This window comes from Caballeronia sp. Lep1P3 (genome assembly GCF_022879595.1).
Taxonomy (GTDB): domain Bacteria; phylum Pseudomonadota; class Gammaproteobacteria; order Burkholderiales; family Burkholderiaceae; genus Caballeronia.
The window spans coordinates 224,394-241,808 of the sequence record NZ_CP084266.1; the positions used below are offsets into that span (position 1 = coordinate 224,394).

The 17,415-nt window shown below is 62.1% G+C and carries 15 protein-coding genes and 2 pseudogenes; 6 read left to right on the forward strand and 11 right to left on the reverse strand.

All coding sequences use genetic code 11. The features are described 5' to 3' along the window. Positions 1-3: 3 nt before the first annotated feature. The 3 genes from frc to LDZ27_RS15525 all read left to right on the forward strand — a co-directional run bounded on the left by frc (position 4) and on the right by LDZ27_RS15525 (position 4,427). Complete coding sequence (frc, locus tag LDZ27_RS15515) at positions 4-1,263, forward strand: formyl-CoA transferase (RefSeq protein ID WP_244816871.1); 1,260 nt, start codon at positions 4-6, stop codon at positions 1,261-1,263. A gap of 90 nt (positions 1,264-1,353) precedes the next feature. Then, positions 1,354-3,561, forward strand: coding sequence for an acetate--CoA ligase family protein (locus LDZ27_RS15520; RefSeq protein ID WP_244816872.1), 2,208 nt, complete (start codon positions 1,354-1,356; stop codon positions 3,559-3,561). 86 nt (positions 3,562-3,647) lie between these two features. Next, positions 3,648-4,427: a fumarylacetoacetate hydrolase family protein gene (locus LDZ27_RS15525; RefSeq protein ID WP_244816873.1), complete on the forward strand. Its 780-nt coding sequence runs from the start codon at positions 3,648-3,650 to the stop codon at positions 4,425-4,427. Positions 4,428-4,529: 102 nt separating this feature from the next. Here LDZ27_RS15525 and LDZ27_RS15530 read toward each other — a convergent pair whose 3' ends face one another. The 3 genes from LDZ27_RS15530 to LDZ27_RS15540 all read right to left on the reverse strand — a co-directional run bounded on the left by LDZ27_RS15530 (position 4,530) and on the right by LDZ27_RS15540 (position 6,798). Continuing rightward, positions 4,530-4,784 (reverse strand): CsbD family protein, encoded by a 255-nt coding sequence (locus tag LDZ27_RS15530; protein ID WP_244816874.1) that lies wholly within the window; start codon positions 4,782-4,784, stop codon positions 4,530-4,532. A gap of 152 nt (positions 4,785-4,936) precedes the next feature. After that, complete coding sequence (locus tag LDZ27_RS15535) at positions 4,937-5,293, reverse strand: response regulator (RefSeq protein WP_244816875.1); 357 nt, start codon at positions 5,291-5,293, stop codon at positions 4,937-4,939. Next, positions 5,290-6,798 carry an ATPase domain-containing protein gene (locus LDZ27_RS15540; protein WP_244816876.1) on the reverse strand — a complete coding sequence of 503 codons (1,509 nt, stop codon included), beginning with the start codon at positions 6,796-6,798 and terminating at the stop codon, positions 5,290-5,292. The genes LDZ27_RS15535 and LDZ27_RS15540 overlap by 4 nt, the downstream gene beginning before the upstream one ends. Positions 6,799-7,159: 361 nt before the next feature. Here LDZ27_RS15540 and LDZ27_RS15545 point away from each other — a divergent pair, with 361 nt between their 5' ends. Further along, positions 7,160-7,438 (forward strand): hypothetical protein, encoded by a 279-nt coding sequence (locus tag LDZ27_RS15545; protein WP_244816877.1) that lies wholly within the window; start codon positions 7,160-7,162, stop codon positions 7,436-7,438. A 190-nt stretch (positions 7,439-7,628) separates the two neighbouring features. Beyond that, the gene (locus tag LDZ27_RS15550; RefSeq protein ID WP_244816878.1) at positions 7,629-8,348 is read left to right on the forward strand and encodes an OmpA family protein; all 720 of its coding nucleotides are present in this window, start codon (positions 7,629-7,631) and stop codon (positions 8,346-8,348) included. A gap of 71 nt (positions 8,349-8,419) precedes the next feature. On the opposite strand, the gene LDZ27_RS15555 is transcribed toward LDZ27_RS15550, so the two are convergent. The 3 genes from LDZ27_RS15555 to LDZ27_RS15565 are packed head-to-tail and all read right to left on the reverse strand — an operon-like array spanning position 8,420 to position 9,966. Continuing rightward, entirely contained in the window at positions 8,420-8,926 is a 507-nt protein-coding gene (locus LDZ27_RS15555) for a methylated-DNA--[protein]-cysteine S-methyltransferase (protein ID WP_244816879.1), read from the reverse strand. Between the two features lie 28 nt (positions 8,927-8,954). Further along, complete coding sequence (locus LDZ27_RS15560; protein WP_244816880.1) at positions 8,955-9,215, reverse strand: hypothetical protein; 261 nt, start codon at positions 9,213-9,215, stop codon at positions 8,955-8,957. Further along, entirely contained in the window at positions 9,208-9,966 is a 759-nt protein-coding gene (locus LDZ27_RS15565; protein ID WP_244816881.1) for a DNA/RNA non-specific endonuclease, read from the reverse strand. The genes LDZ27_RS15560 and LDZ27_RS15565 overlap by 8 nt, the downstream gene beginning before the upstream one ends. Positions 9,967-10,135: 169 nt before the next feature. Between LDZ27_RS15565 and LDZ27_RS15570 the strand changes: the two genes are divergently transcribed. Further along, entirely contained in the window at positions 10,136-11,161 is a 1,026-nt protein-coding gene (locus LDZ27_RS15570) for an alpha/beta fold hydrolase (RefSeq protein ID WP_244816882.1), read from the forward strand. Positions 11,162-11,512: 351 nt separating this feature from the next. Here LDZ27_RS15570 and LDZ27_RS15575 read toward each other — a convergent pair. From LDZ27_RS15575 to LDZ27_RS15590, 5 genes and pseudogenes are all read right to left on the reverse strand, one after another. Beyond that, positions 11,513-12,895: pseudogene (locus LDZ27_RS15575) on the reverse strand (IS5 family transposase); the annotation flags it as partial. 160 nt (positions 12,896-13,055) lie between these two features. Beyond that, positions 13,056-14,333 (reverse strand): UDP-N-acetyl-D-mannosamine dehydrogenase, encoded by a 1,278-nt coding sequence (gene wecC / locus LDZ27_RS15580; protein WP_244816883.1) that lies wholly within the window; start codon positions 14,331-14,333, stop codon positions 13,056-13,058. Next, a complete protein-coding gene (locus tag LDZ27_RS29040; protein WP_370653431.1) occupies positions 14,318-14,626 on the reverse strand; it encodes a UDP-N-acetylglucosamine 2-epimerase in 309 nt (102 codons plus the stop codon). The genes wecC and LDZ27_RS29040 overlap by 16 nt, the downstream gene beginning before the upstream one ends. 148 nt (positions 14,627-14,774) lie before the next feature. Further along, complete coding sequence (locus LDZ27_RS15585; protein ID WP_244816884.1) at positions 14,775-15,419, reverse strand: hypothetical protein; 645 nt, start codon at positions 15,417-15,419, stop codon at positions 14,775-14,777. Positions 15,420-15,781: 362 nt separating this feature from the next. Beyond that, positions 15,782-17,164: pseudogene (locus LDZ27_RS15590) on the reverse strand (IS5 family transposase); the annotation flags it as partial. Positions 17,165-17,415: the final 251 nt, after the last annotated feature.

Below are 17,415 nucleotides of genomic sequence, written 5' to 3' on the forward strand. Positions count from 1 at the left end.
GCCATGAGCAACACCTCGGGCAAGGCACTCGACGGAGTGCGCATTCTCGACTTCACGCACGTCCAGTCCGGTCCGACCTGCACGCAGCTTCTCGCGTGGTTCGGCGCGGACGTCATCAAAGTGGAGCGCGCCGGCGCGGGCGACATCACGCGGGAGCAACTGCGCGACATTCCCGACGCCGACAGCCTCTACTTCACGATGCTGAACCACAACAAGCGCTCCATCACCATCGATACGAAGAATCCCGAGGGCAAGAAGGTGCTCGAGACGCTCGTCAAGAAGTGCGACGTGCTGGTGGAAAACTTCGCGCCGGGCGCGCTGGATCGCATGGGCTTTACGTGGGAGCGCATTCAGGAACTGAATCCGCGGATGATCGTCGCGTCGGTCAAGGGCTTCGGACCGGGGCCTTACGAGGACTGCAAGGTCTACGAAAACGTCGCGCAGTGCGCGGGCGGCGCGGCATCGACGACGGGCTTCGACGACGGCCCGCCGACCGTGACCGGCGCGCAGATCGGCGATTCCGGCACGGGGCTGCATCTGGCGCTCGGCATCGTCACGGCGCTCTATCAGCGCAGCCAGACCGGGCGCGGCCAGAAAGTGCTCGCCGCGATGCAGGACGGCGTGCTCAACCTCTGCCGCGTGAAGCTGCGCGACCAGCAGCGGCTCGAACGCACCGGCGTCATGAAGGAGTATCCGCAGTATCCGAACGGCAAGTTCGGCGAAGCGGTGCCGCGCGCGGGCAATGCCTCGGGCGGCGGTCAGCCGGGCTGGATTCTCAAGTGCAAGGGCTGGGAAACGGACCCGAACGCGTACATCTACTTCATCACGCAGGCGCCGGTGTGGGGCGAAATCTGCAAGGTGATCGGCAAGGAAGAGTGGATCGATCATCCCGACTACAAGACGCCGAACGCGCGCCTGCCGCGTCTCAAGGACATCTTCGCGGAAATCGAGCGCTGGACGATGTCGAAGACCAAGTTCCAGGCGATGGAGATTCTCAACAAGCACGACATTCCGTGCGGCCCGATTCTCTCGATGAAGGAAATCGCCGAAGAGCCGTCGCTGCGCAAGACCGGCACGATCGTGGAAGTGGATCACCCGGTGCGCGGCAAGTATCTGACGGTCGGCAATCCGATCAAGCTGTCCGACAGCCCGACCGAAGTCGTGCGCTCGCCGCTGCTCGGCGAGCATACGGAAGAAGTCATGGCCGAACTCGGCTACACGCCTGACCAGATCGCCTCGCTGAGAAGCCTCGGCGCGATCTGACTCCCGCTTCACTCCCGATGCGCCCTCGCGCGCCGCCGGTCACCGGCGGCGCGCGTCCAGACACGCCCCGAATAAACGGAGACACGACAAATGAACAGCACGGTTGTCCAGGAACGCAGCGAAGCAGACGTTTCTTCCACGCAGACATCGAGCGTCATTCCGCTGCATGCGGCCGACGCGAAACGCCACGTCGCGGAAATCTTCGAGCGCGTGAGGGCCGAAGGCCGCACGTCGCTGACCGCGCCCGAAGGCAAGCTCGTCTGCGATGCCTACGGCATTTCGGTGCCGCAGGAAGGCGTCGCGACGAGCGCCGACGATGCCGCGAAGCTCGCGGCGTTCATCGGCTTCCCGGTGGTGCTGAAGATCGTTTCGCCGGAGATCCTGCACAAGACGGAGGCGGGCGGCGTGCTCGTCGGCGTGAAGAACGAAGCGGACGTGAAGGCGGGCTTCGCGACCATCATCGAGAACGCGAAGAAGTACGACGCCAACGCGACCATCGTGGGCGTGCAGGTTCAGCAGATGGTCGGCGCGGGGCAGGAAGTGATCATCGGCGCGGTCACGGACCCGTCGTTCGGCAAGCTGATCGCGTTCGGTCTCGGCGGCGTGCTCGTCGAAGTGCTGAAGGACGTCACCTTCCGGCTCGCGCCGGTCACGCGCGACGAAGCCGCGTCGATGCTCGACGGCATCCAGGCCGCCGAGGTGCTGCGCGGCGTGCGCGGCGCGGAGCCGGTGCATCGCGAGGCGCTCATTACGCTGATCGAGCGCGTGTCGCGGCTGGTGGACGACTTCCCGCAAATCTCGGAGATGGACCTGAACCCGGTGTTCGCGAGTCCGAGTGGCGCGGTCGCGGCGGACGTGCGCATCGTGATGGACTTCGAGCCGGCCGCGCCGCGCTATCGCCCGACGCAGGAGCAGATCGTCGCGCAGATGAACCGCATCATGAAGCCCGATGCGGTCGCGGTGATCGGCGCGTCGAACGAGGACGGCAAGATCGGCAACTCGGTGATGAAGAACCTCATCAACGGCGGCTATCAGGGCGCGATCTATCCGATCCATCCGAAAGCCGACGAGATCATGGGCCGCAAGGCGTACAAGAGCGTGAAGGACGTGCCCGTCGTGATCGACGTCGCCGTGTTCGCGATTCCGGCGAAGTTCGTCGCGCAAGCGCTGGTCGAAGTGGGCGAGAAGAAGATTCCCGGCGCGGTGCTGATTCCGTCGGGTTTCGCCGAAACCGGCAACCACGAAGGCCAGGAAGAGATCGTCAAGATCGCGCGTCAGTACGACATCCGCATGATGGGTCCGAACATCTACGGCTTCTACTACACGCCAAAGAATCTCTGCGCGACGTTCTGCACGCCGTATGACGTGAAGGGCAAGGCCGCGCTGTCGTCGCAGTCGGGCGGCATCGGCATGGCGATCATCGGCTTCTCGCGCTCGGCGAAGATGGGCGTGTCCGCGATCGTCGGTCTTGGCAATAAATCGGACATCGACGAGGACGATCTGCTCACGTTCTTCGAGCAGGACGACAACACCGAGATCATCGCGCAGCACTGCGAAGACCTGAAGGACGGCCGTTCGTTCGCGGAAGCCGCGAAGCGCGTGTCGAAGAAGAAGCCGGTCGTCGTGCTGAAGGCGGGCCGCACGAGTCTCGGCGCGCGCGCGGCGAGTTCGCACACGGGCGCGCTCGCGGGCAACGACAAGATTTACGAGGACGTGTTCCAGCAATGCGGCGTGATCCGCGCGCGCTCGCTGCGCGATCTGCTCGAATTCGCGCGCGGCATTCCGAAGCTGCCGACGCCGAAGGGCGAGAACGTCGTCATCATCACGGGCGCGGGTGGATCGGGCGTGCTGCTTTCCGATGCGTGCGTCGACAACAATCTCTCGCTGATGACGATGCCCGACGATCTCGATGCCGCGTTCCGCAAGTTCATCCCGCCGTTCGGCGCGGCGGGCAATCCGGTCGATATCACCGGAGGCGAGCCGCCGTCGACATACAAGAACACGATCAAGCTCGGACTCGAGGACGATCGCATCCACTCGATCATCCTCGGTTACTGGCACACGATCATCACGCCGCCGATGGTCTTCGCGAAACTCGTGATCGAAGTGAAGGAGGAGATGAAGGCGCTCGGTATCGAGAAGCCGATCGTGGCGTCGCTCGCGGGCGACGTGCAGGTCGAGGAAGCGGCCGAATACCTGTACGAACACGGCGTGCCGGCCTACGCCTATTCGACGGAACTGCCCGTCGCGGTGCTCGGCGCGAAGTACAAGTGGGCGCGCGGCGCGGGCCAGGTCTGATGTAACCGAGGTAGCCGACGTAGCCGACGTAGCAGACGTAATGCGGCGCGGGTTTCCCGCTCGCGCCGCTCAAAAAGGACGATAACGTGACCACCTGGATTCGTTTCCGCGATGCGGACGGCCGCATCGGTTTCGGCACGCTCGACGCGCGTTCGGGCCGCGTCGTGCAGCACGACGGCGCGCTCTTCGACCGCCCGCGTCCGACCGACATCACCTTTCCCGTCGACGACCTGACGCTGCTCGCGCCGTGCGAGCCGAGCAAGGTCATCGCGCTGTGGAACAACTACTACGCGTTGTCGCAGAAACTCGACAAGGCGCCGCCCGCGCATCCGCTCTTTCTCATCAAACCGCCGATGTCGGTGATCGGGCCGGGCGAGTCGATTCGCCGGCCGAAGAACTATCACGGCAAGATCGCGTATGAGGGCGAACTGGGCGTGGTGATCGGCAAGACGGTGTCGTGCGCGTCGGTCGAAGAGGCCGAGGCCGCGATCTTCGGCTACACCTGCGTGAACGATGTGACCGCCATCGAACTGTTGCAGGAAGATCCCAACTTCGCGCAGTGGTGCCGCTCGAAGGGCTTCGACACCTTTACGTGCCTCGGACCGGGCATCGTGAGCGGCTTCGAGTGGCGCAGCGCGAGCGTGGTGACGACCGTGGACGGCGTCGAGCGTCAAAACTATCCGCTCGACGACATGATCTTTTCGCCCGCCGAGCAGGTGAGCCTGCTGTCGCACGACATGACGCTCGCGCCCGGCGACGTGATCGCGTGCGGGACGTCGATCGGCGTGGGATCGATCAAGGACGGCGCGCGCGTGGACGTGTCGATTGCGGGAATCGGCACGTTGTCGAATGTGCTGGCCGCGTAGCGACGCCGGCACGATATCCGCAGAAACGGCAAAGCCGGCGCGCGAAACGCCGGCTTTGCCGTTCGGGGCATGCGCTGCCGACTACGCAGCGCGTGTTGCCTTTTACCGATCCCGATTCCACAACGCGCCGAGCAGGAACCCGACGGCCGCGGCGATCAGCACGCCGTTGATCGGCTGATCGGACACGACGCTGCGCACGTTGTCGAGCGTCTGCCCGTAAGTCTGCTGCAGCGAGCCGAGCGCCTGGCGAGCCTTGCCTTCGACCTGCGTACCCGAGTCGCCCGTCAGCGCGCCGACCGCGTCCTGCACCTTGCCGACCACGTTCTGAGCCGTGCCTTCCACTTGATCTTGCACCATGGTGCCTCCCATTCTCGTTGAAGCGGTTTGCGTTGATGTTGCTCCGAACTGCGTCGATACTGCTTCGATTCAACCGGCAGCGCCGGAACGGACGATAGAGCATGGTTCGTGCCCGCAACGCGCGCGGTGCTCGTGCGGCACGCGCGCGGCGCTCACGCGGGACCGACGAGCTGGCCGACGAGCGCGATCAGATCGTCGATGGAAAGCGGCTTGCGCCGAAACCGCGCGTCGGGATGATTCAACTCCGGGGCATGCGCCGCCGCGCTCATCAGAATAACGGGAACCTTGCCGAGCGTGGCGCTCGCGGCGAGACTGCGGATCAGCTCGACGCCGTCCATGTGCGGCATCATCCAGTCGGTGATGACGAGATCGGGCGCGTTCATGTTCGCGGCATCGAGCGCGACGCGCCCGTTCGACGCCGTCGTCACTTCATAGCCTTCCATTTCGAGCACGAGCCGCCACGTAGTCAGAATGTCGAATTCGTCGTCGACGACGAGGATCTTTTTCATGTGCGCGGGCCGGGGTCGGACACGGACAGCGCGGGCGACAGCGTCGGATGGCCGGACAGGATGCCCGTCGGTCCGATGAAGCCCTCGGTGATATGCAGTCCGCGCGAATCGATTGTCAAGCGGCGGATCGCGGAATCGTGCGCGCTGTCGCGCTGCTTCACGACCGACACCATCCGATAGAGCGCCGAGTTCGCCTCGACATAGCGCATCAGCACGATGTTTTCGGTCATCGCGGAGGCGCGCATGGTCGCGGGTGCCGAGGATTCGCCGTACAGCGACAGTTCTTCCGTGAGGAGCGTCGTCACGCCCGCATCGCGCAATCGCTGCGTGAGCGCGTTGACGAAGAGTCCGAAGCGCTCTGCGCGGTTCGCGGACTGACGGAATCCGTCGATGCCGTCCACCACGAGCCGCGACGCGCCCGTGTTCTTGACGACGGCGAACAGTTCCGCGGCGAGCTCGTCGATGGCGAGTTCCACCGCCGAATGCCAGTTGATCGTGAGGCGCCCGTCCTTGAGCGCATCGGCGAGATCGATGCCGACCGAGCGCGCCTTCGCGACGAGGCGCTCCGGCGATTCGTAGAGACCGAAATAGACGCAGCGCTCGCCGCGTTCGACGCCCGCCTGCAGAAACTTGAGCCCGAGCAGCGTCTTGCCGATGCCCGAAGGTCCGACGAGCGACGTCGTCGAGCCGCGCGGCACGCCGCCGCCCATCATGCGGTCGAATTCGGGGAAGCCGAACGTGAGCTTGGTATCGAAGTGGCGCGGCGGATTCTGGTTGAGCCGCGACGCTTCCAGGCGCGGGAACGTGACGAGCCCGTCCGCCGTGATGGTGAAGAAGTGCTTGCCGAGCAGATGATCGCGCGCGCGCAGCTTGTGCACTTCCAGCTCGCGCGCGCGGCGCATGCCGGCGTTGTAACGGTTCAGCTCGATCAGCCCGTCGACGAGCGTGTGCTCCGGATGCGGCTCGTTGCCCGAAAGCGGCGCGAGAATCAGCGTCGTGCAACGCGCCGCGCTGACGAACGCGGAAAGCTCGTGGATGAACTGCGACAGTTCCAGCTCCGTCGAACTGAATTCGCGGGCGCTGCGAAATCCGTCGATGACCATGAAGCGCGGGCGGCTCGTCTTGATCGTCGAGGCGATCAGCGCGAGAAAACCGGACAGGCCGTCGCGCATGAGTTCGTGATAGCCGCTCACGAAGAGCATGCGGCCGGAAATGGCGTTGGCGTCGTAGAAGGTCAGCGCGCGCAGGTTCGACAACAGCTTCGTATGCGATTCGGCGATGAGCGTGATGTACAGCACCTTGTCGCCCTGCGCCACGCGGTGAAAGCCGATCTGCGACGAAAGAATCGTCTTTCCGGCACCCGCCATGCCTTCGATCATGTAGAGGCCGCCTTCGACGAAGCCTCCGCCGAGGATGTCGTCCAGGCCCGCGACGCCCGTCGTGATATTGCCGTCTGTGGCTGCGAGCTGCGGTGGACCGGGCGAAAGATTGTCGTCTTGGCTCATGAAATTTTCGTTTTTACTTGGCGGACCGGCTCTTTTTGAACGCGGATTATCCCTGACAAAGAGCAACATGTCGCCATTGATTGCAGGCTGCGCTTGCCCCGGTGCCGTGCGCGCCGCGACTCGCGCGCGAGCGAGGGATATCGGTCGGGCGCCAGCCGTATTTCTGCTCGGGGAGTCGGGCCGCATATTCCGCGCCTGTGTCGAAATCTGCGGCGAGTTGTCCCAGACAGGACGAGTTTGAGAACGTTCTCATGGTCGGAGCGTTCGGGACTGGCAAGAATACGCATCTCGATGTCATCGGCGCCGCATGTCTTCCGGCGCCCGAACCGGCGCGCCGCGCCAGCCAACCGTCCTTTACGCCATGAACAGCTCATCCTTCGCTTCGAGCGTCGCCGCGCTCGCCGCCAGCCTTTGCTCGACCCTCGTTTTGTCCGCGACGCCCTCGCGCGCCGCCGAGCCGCTGCCGGACCCGCACATCCTGTCCGCCGCGCCGTTCCAGTTTCAGGCGGATCACGGCATCTATTCGCGCGTGCATCCGACGCCCGCGGATTCGCGCATCTTCTCGCCGCGCATCGCGCCGCGCGGCGATGAGGCATCGCTGGTGTCGCAAGCGCGCCCGAAACCGTCGAACGTGCTGTGAACGCGGGCTGACGCGGCGAGCGGGCGCGTCGCGACGGGCTTCGGAAAAATTCCAGAATTGGGATTTATCTGCTGCTGTTCGCTGGAGCGCGATTGCTAGAATCGCCCGGCTTTTTTGCAACGCCATCTGCGTTCGGGCTGGCAGAGCCGGACGCACCGGCGCAATCCCGCTCTCTCCAAACGAATCAAAGATGTTCAAAAAAACCGTTGCGCTTCTTCTCGCCGCTGCTGCTGTACTCGCCGGTTTCTCAACCGCGTCCGCCGGACCCACTTTCAACCTGAAGCAAATCCAGACGTCGAACGGGCAACGTGCCTTCCGCGCCGAATGCTACGGCTTGTTCGAGAGCAGCAGTTCGTGCATGCAGGCCGCGCAGGACGCCTGCGGCAACGAGCCGGTCCGGGTGCTGCAGAACGTCGAAGGCACGGAAGCGTCCGGCGATCCGCGCGAAGTCGTCTTCGTCTGCGGCGCGGCTGCAGCGCCCGTTGCCCAGCCGGCTCAGGCCGTGGAGCCGCAGCCGGTCGTCGCGGCTGCGCCCGCCGTCGTGGATGCCGCCGCTCCCGCGCCGGTGCGCAAGGTCGCGCTCGACGAGAAAACCAACTTCGCATTCGACAGCGCGAAACTCTCGTTCAAGGCCAAATCCATTCTGGATCGGATCGTGGCGGACGGGCGCGGCGTCACGTTCTCGTCGGTGGTCGTCGCCGGGTACACGGATTCGACCGGCTCGGCGCCTTATAACGTCGCGCTGTCGAAGCGCCGCGCGCAGTCCGTCCTCGATTACCTGCGCAGCCACGGCTTGCGCGCGAACAACTACGCGACGAACGGATACGGCGAATCGAACCCGAGCGCATCGAACTCGACGAGCGCGGGCCGTGCCGAAAACCGCCGCGTGGAAATCGTACTGACGCAATAAGCCGCTCGCACAGCGCCATAGAAAAAGCTCGCGGACCGCAATGGTCCGCGAGCTTTTTTTTCGGATGCAGATCAGAACAGCGGCAGTTGTTCGCGTGCGCGGCCGCCTTCGAGCGTCAGCAGCGAGCGTTTGCGATCGACGCCGCCCGCGTAGCCGGTAAGCTCGCCATCGCCGCCGATCACGCGATGACACGGCACGATGATCGCCACCGGATTGCGGCCGTTCGCGCCGCCGACAGCCCGCGCCGAGCCGGGCGGCAGACCGATCCGGCGCGCGAGGTCGCCGTAGGTCCATGCGTCGCCGAAATGAATCTGGCGCAGGGCGTCCCAGACTTGCTGCTGGAAGGTGGTGCCTCGAAGACGGATCGGCACCGAGAACGTCTCCCGCTCGCCGGCGAAGTATTCGCGAATCTGCTCGCGCGCCTCGTCGACGATGCGAGGCGCGCGAGCATTCGTGACCGATGCGATGTCCTTCGGGAAATGCTTCTGCCCGACGAAGAAGAGTCCGGTCAGGCAGTCGCCGTCGACGCGATACAGAATCGGTCCGAGCGGACTTTCGCTTACGTGGCACTCGATCATGACGATGCCTCCACGCGCCCGCGCGGCGTCAGATGAACGGGTTGTTGGCGGTGCCGGTCGGGGCGGGCGGTTCGTCGGCGAGCTTCGCGGGCAGGTTCGCTTCCTTCTCGAGCGCGCTCACGATCGCCCCGAGCGCCTCATGCAGCGCTTTCGCGGCGGCGAGTCCCGCCTGATCCCGCGCGATGCTCAAGTCGCCGCTGACCGTCACGCGCGTTTTGCCGTTGACGATGTTGATCGCGTCGCCCGCGATGTTCATCGCGTCGGTATCGTTCGCAAATGGTTTAAACACCTCTCAGTCCTCCAATTCGTTTGTCTTTCAGCGCGTCGGGGATGCCGGGAAACGCGAGGCCGCTCATCGCTTCCAGTTCGCGCACGGTCTTCATCGTATACGTGTCGGTGGCCGTGTTCTCCACGACGACCGCGAAGGCGATCTGACGCTGCGGCAAATAGACGACCTTGTAAAGCTGCGTCGGCACGAGGACGCGCGATTCGCCGATCGTCTGCAATTGCCGGCCCGAGAAGAGCGGCCCGGTGACGACATACGCCTCGCCCGATTCCTCCGTCAGCCGGCGCACCGACTGCTCGATGCGCGACCAGATGCGCCGGTTGTTCGACGGGTCCTGCGGCACAATGTTCGCGAGCGAGAACGATTCGGCCATGCCGCGCTTGCTCGCGCGGTCGCCCGCAGGACTCATGTGGCCGCGGTCGTAGCCGCTGCGCTTGTAGTCGTCGAGCTGCGCGCTGTCGCCGCGCGGCAGACGCTTGTCGACGAAGAAGCGATTGGTGCGCGTGTTGTCCTTTGCGTCATCGACGCTCTTCGCCGTCAGATGTTCCGCCGACCAGAGCGGCCCGTGCGTGACGCCGGAATGAAGGAGCGCGAAGTCGGAGTAGCAGATTTCCTGCGTCGCCGCGCGCATTTTCGCGTTGGTGACGACGGGCGCAAAACCGCCGGGGCTGAACTGCGGGCAGTCGCTCGCGACCGCGCTGATGCACACGGCGCCCAGTATTGCGGCGGCGAGTGCCTTGATGCTTGCTTGCATGCTTGAGAGTCCGGACTGATTGCGATGCTGGAAACGCCCGCTTGCCACGCGCCGCATGACGAGCGCGCCGGCGAGGGCGGCACAGTATAAAGCCTGGCGCGGCGCGTCGAAACGCGTTCGCGAGGCGCGCGCTAGAATCGCTCGGCCGACTCCATCTTGAAAAAAGCTCATGAAATCGAAGTCTCTCTTCGCGCGATCCCTGCTGGTTTCTTTTGCTTCGACGCTCGCGCTGCTCGCCGCATCGAATGCATGCGCCGATGAGCCCGTCTACGGCCCGGAATTACAGGGCTTCGATTATCCGTATCCGGTCGCGCGCTTCGCTTTCACGTCGCAGCGTCAGGTCTTGCGCATGGCCTATATGGACGTCCATCCCGCGCATCCGAACGGGCGCACCGCCGTTCTACTGCATGGCAAGAACTTCTGCGCGGCGACGTGGAAGCAGACCATCGACACATTGAGCGATGCGGGTTATCGCGTGATCGCGCCGGATCAGATCGGCTTCTGCAAGTCGAGCAAGCCCGAGCGCTATCAGTACAGCTTTCAGCAACTCGCGCGCAACACGCATGCGCTGCTTGCTGCGCTCGGCGTGAACCGCGCGACGCTCATCGCGCATTCGACGGGCGGCATGATCGCCGTGCGCTATGCGTTGATGTATCCGCAGGAGACGGAACAACTCGCGCTCGTCAATCCGATCGGGCTCGAGGACTGGAAGGCGAAGGGCGTGCCGTCGATTTCAATCGATGACTGGTACGTGCGCGAATTGAAGACGAGCGCTGACGGCATCCGAAATTATGAAAAGAACACGTATTACGCGGGCCACTGGCGCGACGATTATGAACCGTGGGTGCAGATGCTCGCGGGGATGTATCGCGGGCCGGGGAAGGAAATCGTCGCGTGGAATTCGGCATTGCTGTACGACATGATTTATACGCAGCCGGTTTTTTATGAGCTTGGGCAGTTGAGGGTGCCTACGCTTTTGTTGATCGGGCAGAAGGACACTACGGCGATTGGCAAGGACCTGGCGCCGGCTGATGTGCGGGAGAAGCTCGGGCGTTATCCGGAGCTTGGAAAGGCGGCTGCGCGAATGATTCCGAATGCGACGTTGGTGGAGTTTCCGGAGCTTGGGCATGCGCCGCAGATGCAGGATCCGGGGGCGTTTCATCGGGCGTTGTTGGAGGGGTTGGGGAAGCGGTGATTGGTTCGTGGCGGTGCTGGTCGTGGTGATTGCAGCGGATTTATTTGCCCGAATGGGATTAGGGCTATTTTGCGGGTCGTTGGGCCGCTGAAGGTCGATGTCGATGATGTGCGGCCGTTTGCTTGGCTATGCAGTGGACGTTTGACGGGCTGGTTCACTCCGCAACCGGCATTTAGTTGAATGGGCGGATATCGGCCTTTGCGGACCTTCACGGCTCATTCGTCTCACCTGCAAAATTCGATCTCGCTCGCGCGTGCTCCCGAGTGGTCGATCGGGGCGCAGTCCCACCTTTCCATCTCGGACGGTCGCGCGGGGCGCGAACAAGGCTTCGGGCGAGTCTTTGAACCAGCAGCGCAGCCACGCAAGAACAAAAAATATGGGCGCAAGCCCCAGGCGGACGATGGCGCGCAACAGCCAGCGCAAGTTGTAGCCCGCCGCGCACAACACTGCGTGTAACGCGTCGCCGATTTGCCCTTTTAGCCAGCAACGCCGCATGCCGTGCTCCTGTTTTACGTGCCCGATGATCGGCTCGATCGCTTGGCGGCGCTTTAACCACTTTCGCTGCGTACTGCTTAGCGCCTTGTGTTTACCTCGATGAATCAGCTGCACCGGCGCAACATCGGCATCCACACCGCGAAATCCGAGGTCGGCCAGCACGATCTTCGGCGTCGGCGTGCCCGGCAAATCCTGCAGCAAGATGTTCGTTTGTTCAAGTTGCGCGGCCAGCGTGTGCCCGTCGTAAGGGTTGCCTGCAAACGAGCGCGCACCGACGATCAGACCCTGCTTCTCCGTGATCGCGAGACTGACTTTGACACCGAATTCGTAGGGCTGGCGGGCCTTGCCTTTGGATATGCATTCCACTTCTGGCGCGTGAAGCGCGTAGAGTTTGTGCTTGTCCTTCGCACGCTGACGGCAGATACGCCAGGCGCGCTCCAGCCAGATTCGCAAGGATGCCTGTTGCTCAGCGGATGCACCCGATAATTTGCGTTCGATGTCACGCAGCAATCGTCCGAGTATCGTGCGCTGACGCTTGAGCACCCGGCGCAGACGCTTGAACTGTTTGGCATGCGCATAGCCGCCTGCCCGGCGACGCAACTGTTTCCCCTCGCGCTGGTAGGTCTGCTTGAGCGTCAGTCCGGCGCGTTGGGCGAGCCTTGCGAGTTTTCCTCGTGCAACCTCCAGCAAGCGGCTGTCAGTCGGGTAGGCAATTGCTTTCTCCTGGACCGTCGTATCGACAATCACGCGCTCGAACTCGGCCGGCCTTACGGCTTTCATTTGCACGGCCGCCGCAATTGTTGTCGCGAGCATCTCCTCGACGCCGGCTTCGCCCAGCGCCTGCCGAAAGCGCACGAGGTTGGTCGGATCGCATGGCAGGCGCGGCTGGAAATAGTCCTCGCCGCAGAAGTACTGGAAGTACACGTCTTGTGCCCAGCGCTCGCAAACCGACTCATCACTTTCGTTGTATGCGTGCTTCAGGTAGAGCAGTCCGACCATCAGCCGGGTCGACAGGCGCGGACGTCCGGCAGCGCTATGGCCCGCGCCCGCCAGCTTGGGCGCCGTGCCGAACAGATCAACCTCTGCGCTCAGCCGGCCTTCGCGAGCACGCCGCTCGAAGATCGGTGTCAACGTCGCTTCTATCGACGTCCAGGGCATTCGGTTAGCCAGTACGGCCAGCGGGTGCCGCAAATCGATCATTGCATCCAGGCGGCTGCGGAAGAAATCCGGTGTGCTCATCGGCGCTTCTCACTCCCAGAACATAGGCCAATTCCATATTGGAACTGGGAGTTCCGCAACCCTCTGTTTGCACCTATTACCACGCAGCGCCTGGCTTCACGGCATTCTGCAAGACCGACTCTTTATATTCTTGAATTTGGCTGAATACCGTGTTTTGCGATCACTGCGTGCGCGTGCAGATGCCACGTGTGTCGATGAACTTCGTCCCTTCTTTCAAAGCAAGCGGGTTCCGCATGAATTCGGCATGATCTACGAGCAAAACAACTATGTTTGCCCAGGCGATCGCATCGTGCAAATTCATCAAAACCATGCGTCCGTCGGAAGCACGATCCGGCAAGCGCTGGATATTCGGCTCGACCACCGCGACGTTTCCTTGATAGCGCTTCGCCAGGGTTCGAGCGATTTCCATTGCGGGACTTTCGCGTAGATCGTCAATGTTGGGCTTGAAAGCGATGCCAAGACAGGCAATGCGAATATCCTGAGCCCGGACGCCCGAAATCAAAAGCTCGTTGGCAGCTTGCACGACCTTCTCGATCACCCAGCCCGGCTTTGAATCGTTGACGTTGCGCGCGGTGCGAATTAGTTTCGCGTCGTCCGGTGCGCTGTCGACGATGAACCACGGGTCGACGGCAATACAGTGCCCGCCTACACCGCAGCCGGGTTGCAGAATGCTGACACGCGGATGGCGATTAGCAAGCCGGATTAGCTCCCACACATCGATGCCCAGCTCGTCGCAGATTATCGAGAGTTCGTTGGCATAGGCAATGTTGACATCGCGGAAGCTGTTTTCCGCCAACTTGCACATCTCTGCAGTTCGCACATCAGTGAGGATGCATTCGCCTTGCACGACCAGCTTGTACAGCGCTGCGGCCGCTTCGGAACACGCACGCGTCATCCCACCAATGATGCGATCGTTACAAACCAGTTCATGCACGATGCGGCCAGGCAACACCCGCTCCGGACAATACGCAATTCGGATATCGGACGCGTCACCACATTGCTGCGGAAAACTGAGATCTGGTCGCATCTTGGCAAGCCATTCGGCCAGCCTCTCCGTCGCGCCAACCGGCGAAGTGGATTCGAGAATGACCACATTGCCTGGCTCTAGTACGGGGGCGATCGACTGGGCTGCGGCTTCAATGTAGCTTAGATCAGGCTTATTATGGGCAACCAACGGCGTCGGCACCGCGATCACGAACGCATCGGCGGGCTCCGCGCAAAGGGTTGCCCGCAGATAGCCGGCGCGGACCGCGGCCTGAACCAAAATATCGAGTTCAGGCTCAACGATATGTATATTCCCGCGGTTGATGGTATCTACAACGTAGGTCGAGACGTCGACACCAATAACCTGCAGCCGACGCGAGGCGAAGAGCGTCGCGGTCGGCAAACCGATGTAGCCGAGACCGATGATGGAAACAGTATTCACGACGCACTCCATAGCAGCTCGCGCATTCGACGCTGAGCGTTACCATCGACATAGCAATTTTCCCCGTGTGCGATCACACGGTAAGCAATAAGACCGTCCAGCAGACGGCTCGCTTCCCGAGCGATCGCTGCTCGATCGCTCTCAACGATGCGGCCCGTCCCTGAAGCAACGGTCTCAGGACTCTCGGTTACATTCCTTGGGACGAGTACCGGCCTCTTCAATGTGTGATGCATCTCTTGAACTCCCCTCGAGCGTGAACGCACCCACGTCGCACCATCTCCGACCGAGGCGGTGGATCTTCCCATTTGACCTTTGGTTCTTTGTCGAGAACTTTTATCAGAGTCGTCAGCTTGTTTGCGTTTGCGCGCGCTCCATCGTGAATCACGGTTTTCATGCCGACAATTTATTCATTCTTATCAGGAACAACTATGCGCGTTGATGCAGCTCGGCATCTCAATCGACGTGGTCCAGGATGATGCTCTCGGTTAGCTTAAGGACACCCGCCAACGCGAGCCCAACGAGCAACGTGACCAACGCGTTGTACCAGCGGGAGGGCTCTATGGGGAAGCCCGGCCGGGTCGGTGACTGCAACACCGAAACCATCTTCAAAGTGCGAGCCGCATCTATGCGACCCTGCTCAAGCGCCGAAAGTGCTGTCTTATATAAATCTTGAGCGAAACCAACCTGCATCTGCAAACGCTGAAACTCCTCGACCGTGTAATTCAGCGTGTTCTTCGACGGCGAAGCTAATTGCGCCCGTCGTTGCACAATCTGCTGGTCGATGGAGACGAGATTCTTCTTCAGCATTACGACGATCGGCTGATCCGCATTCAACGTCGAGGGCAAAGAATCAAGTTGCGTCTGCACAGCCGTTTTTTGTGCATCCAGACGGTCGATCAAAGCGTTAAGACTCTGTGCCGTTGTTTCCGGCGCCACCAGCCCTTGTCGATTTTGAAAGTCGATCAGAGTTTGCGTGTCATCTAGCAGGCGCGCGTGCGTCACCGTGACTTCGTTGGTCAAGAAGTCGACTTGAGACTGTGCGAGTTGATGGCTGATCGAGTTCATCTGCGCCTCACCCTCGCGGATCATGAACTCCACGATCGCACGTGCTGTCTTGGCATCGTATGCTTGCACGTGAATATTAACCACGCCGTTGTACTCATCGTATTCCACATCAACACGCGATAGCCAGTACTGATAAAACCATTCGATCGGCTCGTTCTTGAACAGCATGCGAGAAATCGGATCGTGGCGCCAGTCGCTGTAGTGCGAACGCAAGGCGAACGCTGCATCCAGCTTCTCCAGCATGTCCAACGACAAAAGATACTGAGTCTCACCTGCAAAATTCGATCTCGCTCGCGCGTGCTCCCGAGTGGTCGATCGGGGCGCAGTCCCACCTTTCCATCTCGGACGGTCGCGCGGGGCGCGAACAAGGCTTCGGGCGAGTCTTTGAACCAGCAGCGCAGCCACGCAAGAACAAAAAATATGGGCGCAAGCCCCAGGCGGACGATGGCGCGCAACAGCCAGCGCAAGTTGTAGCCCGCCGCGCACAACACTGCGTGTAACGCGTCGCCGATTTGCCCTTTTAGCCAGCAACGCCGCATGCCGTGCTCCTGTTTTACGTGCCCGATGATCGGCTCGATCGCTTGGCGGCGCTTTAACCACTTTCGCTGCGTACTGCTTAGCGCCTTGTGTTTACCTCGATGAATCAGCTGCACCGGCGCAACATCGGCATCCACACCGCGAAATCCGAGGTCGGCCAGCACGATCTTCGGCGTCGGCGTGCCCGGCAAATCCTGCAGCAAGATGTTCGTTTGTTCAAGTTGCGCGGCCAGCGTGTGCCCGTCGTAAGGGTTGCCTGCAAACGAGCGCGCACCGACGATCAGACCCTGCTTCTCCGTGATCGCGAGACTGACTTTGACACCGAATTCGTAGGGCTGGCGGGCCTTGCCTTTGGATATGCATTCCACTTCTGGCGCGTGAAGCGCGTAGAGTTTGTGCTTGTCCTTCGCACGCTGACGGCAGATACGCCAGGCGCGCTCCAGCCAGATTCGCAAGGATGCCTGTTGCTCAGCGGATGCACCCGATAATTTGCGTTCGATGTCACGCAGCAATCGTCCGAGTATCGTGCGCTGACGCTTGAGCACCCGGCGCAGACGCTTGAACTGTTTGGCATGCGCATAGCCGCCTGCCCGGCGACGCAACTGTTTCCCCTCGCGCTGGTAGGTCTGCTTGAGCGTCAGTCCGGCGCGTTGGGCGAGCCTTGCGAGTTTTCCTCGTGCAACCTCCAGCAAGCGGCTGTCAGTCGGGTAGGCAATTGCTTTCTCCTGGACCGTCGTATCGACAATCACGCGCTCGAACTCGGCCGGCCTTACGGCTTTCATTTGCACGGCCGCCGCAATTGTTGTCGCGAGCATCTCCTCGACGCCGGCTTCGCCCAGCGCCTGCCGAAAGCGCACGAGGTTGGTCGGATCGCATGGCAGGCGCGGCTGGAAATAGTCCTCGCCGCAGAAGTACTGGAAGTACACGTCTTGTGCCCAGCGCTCGCAAACCGACTCATCACTTTCGTTGTATGCGTGCTTCAGGTAGAGCAGTCCGACCATCAGCCGGGTCGACAGGCGCGGACGTCCGGCAGCGCTATGGCCCGCGCCCGCCAGCTTGGGCGCCGTGCCGAACAGATCAACCTCTGCGCTCAGCCGGCCTTCGCGAGCACGCCGCTCGAAGATCGGTGTCAACGTCGCTTCTATCGACGTCCAGGGCATTCGGTTAGCCAGTACGGCCAGCGGGTGCCGCAAATCGATCATTGCATCCAGGCGGCTGCGGAAGAAATCCGGTGTGCTCATCGGCGCTTCTCACTCCCAGAACATAGGCCAATTCCATATTGGAACTGGGAGTTCCGCAACCCTCTGTTTGCACCTATTACCACGCAGCGCCTGGCTTCACGGCATTCTGCAAGACCGACTCATTCGTCAAGCGGCTGCAGCGCGGCCTTTTTCCGTCATTCGCTTTGCAAGGCAGCCGAACTTCGGCTTGCGATAACGGCGAGGGAAGTCTTAACGACTCTTTGCAGAGCTTCAGATCGGATCGTCTCGTA

Bases quoted from the DNA above. Each gene is read 5' to 3' on its own strand.
- LDZ27_RS15565 (WP_244816881.1), bottom strand. From the start codon at position 9,966: ATGCAAGCAAGCATCAAGGCACTCGCCGCCGCAATACTGGGCGCCGTG.
- LDZ27_RS15520 (WP_244816872.1), top strand. From the start codon at position 1,354: ATGAACAGCACGGTTGTCCAGGAACGCAGCGAAGCAGACGTTTCTTCC.
- wecC (WP_244816883.1), bottom strand. From the start codon at position 14,333: ATGGAGTGCGTCGTGAATACTGTTTCCATCATCGGTCTCGGCTACATC.
- LDZ27_RS15570 (WP_244816882.1), top strand. From the start codon at position 10,136: ATGAAATCGAAGTCTCTCTTCGCGCGATCCCTGCTGGTTTCTTTTGCT.
- LDZ27_RS15530 (WP_244816874.1), bottom strand. From the start codon at position 4,784: ATGGTGCAAGATCAAGTGGAAGGCACGGCTCAGAACGTGGTCGGCAAG.
- frc (WP_244816871.1), top strand. From the start codon at position 4: ATGAGCAACACCTCGGGCAAGGCACTCGACGGAGTGCGCATTCTCGAC.
- LDZ27_RS15550 (WP_244816878.1), top strand. From the start codon at position 7,629: ATGTTCAAAAAAACCGTTGCGCTTCTTCTCGCCGCTGCTGCTGTACTC.
- LDZ27_RS15555 (WP_244816879.1), bottom strand. From the start codon at position 8,926: ATGATCGAGTGCCACGTAAGCGAAAGTCCGCTCGGACCGATTCTGTAT.
- LDZ27_RS15540 (WP_244816876.1), bottom strand. From the start codon at position 6,798: ATGAGCCAAGACGACAATCTTTCGCCCGGTCCACCGCAGCTCGCAGCC.
- LDZ27_RS15535 (WP_244816875.1), bottom strand. From the start codon at position 5,293: ATGAAAAAGATCCTCGTCGTCGACGACGAATTCGACATTCTGACTACG.
- LDZ27_RS29040 (WP_370653431.1), bottom strand. From the start codon at position 14,626: ATGGGAAGATCCACCGCCTCGGTCGGAGATGGTGCGACGTGGGTGCGT.
- LDZ27_RS15545 (WP_244816877.1), top strand. From the start codon at position 7,160: ATGAACAGCTCATCCTTCGCTTCGAGCGTCGCCGCGCTCGCCGCCAGC.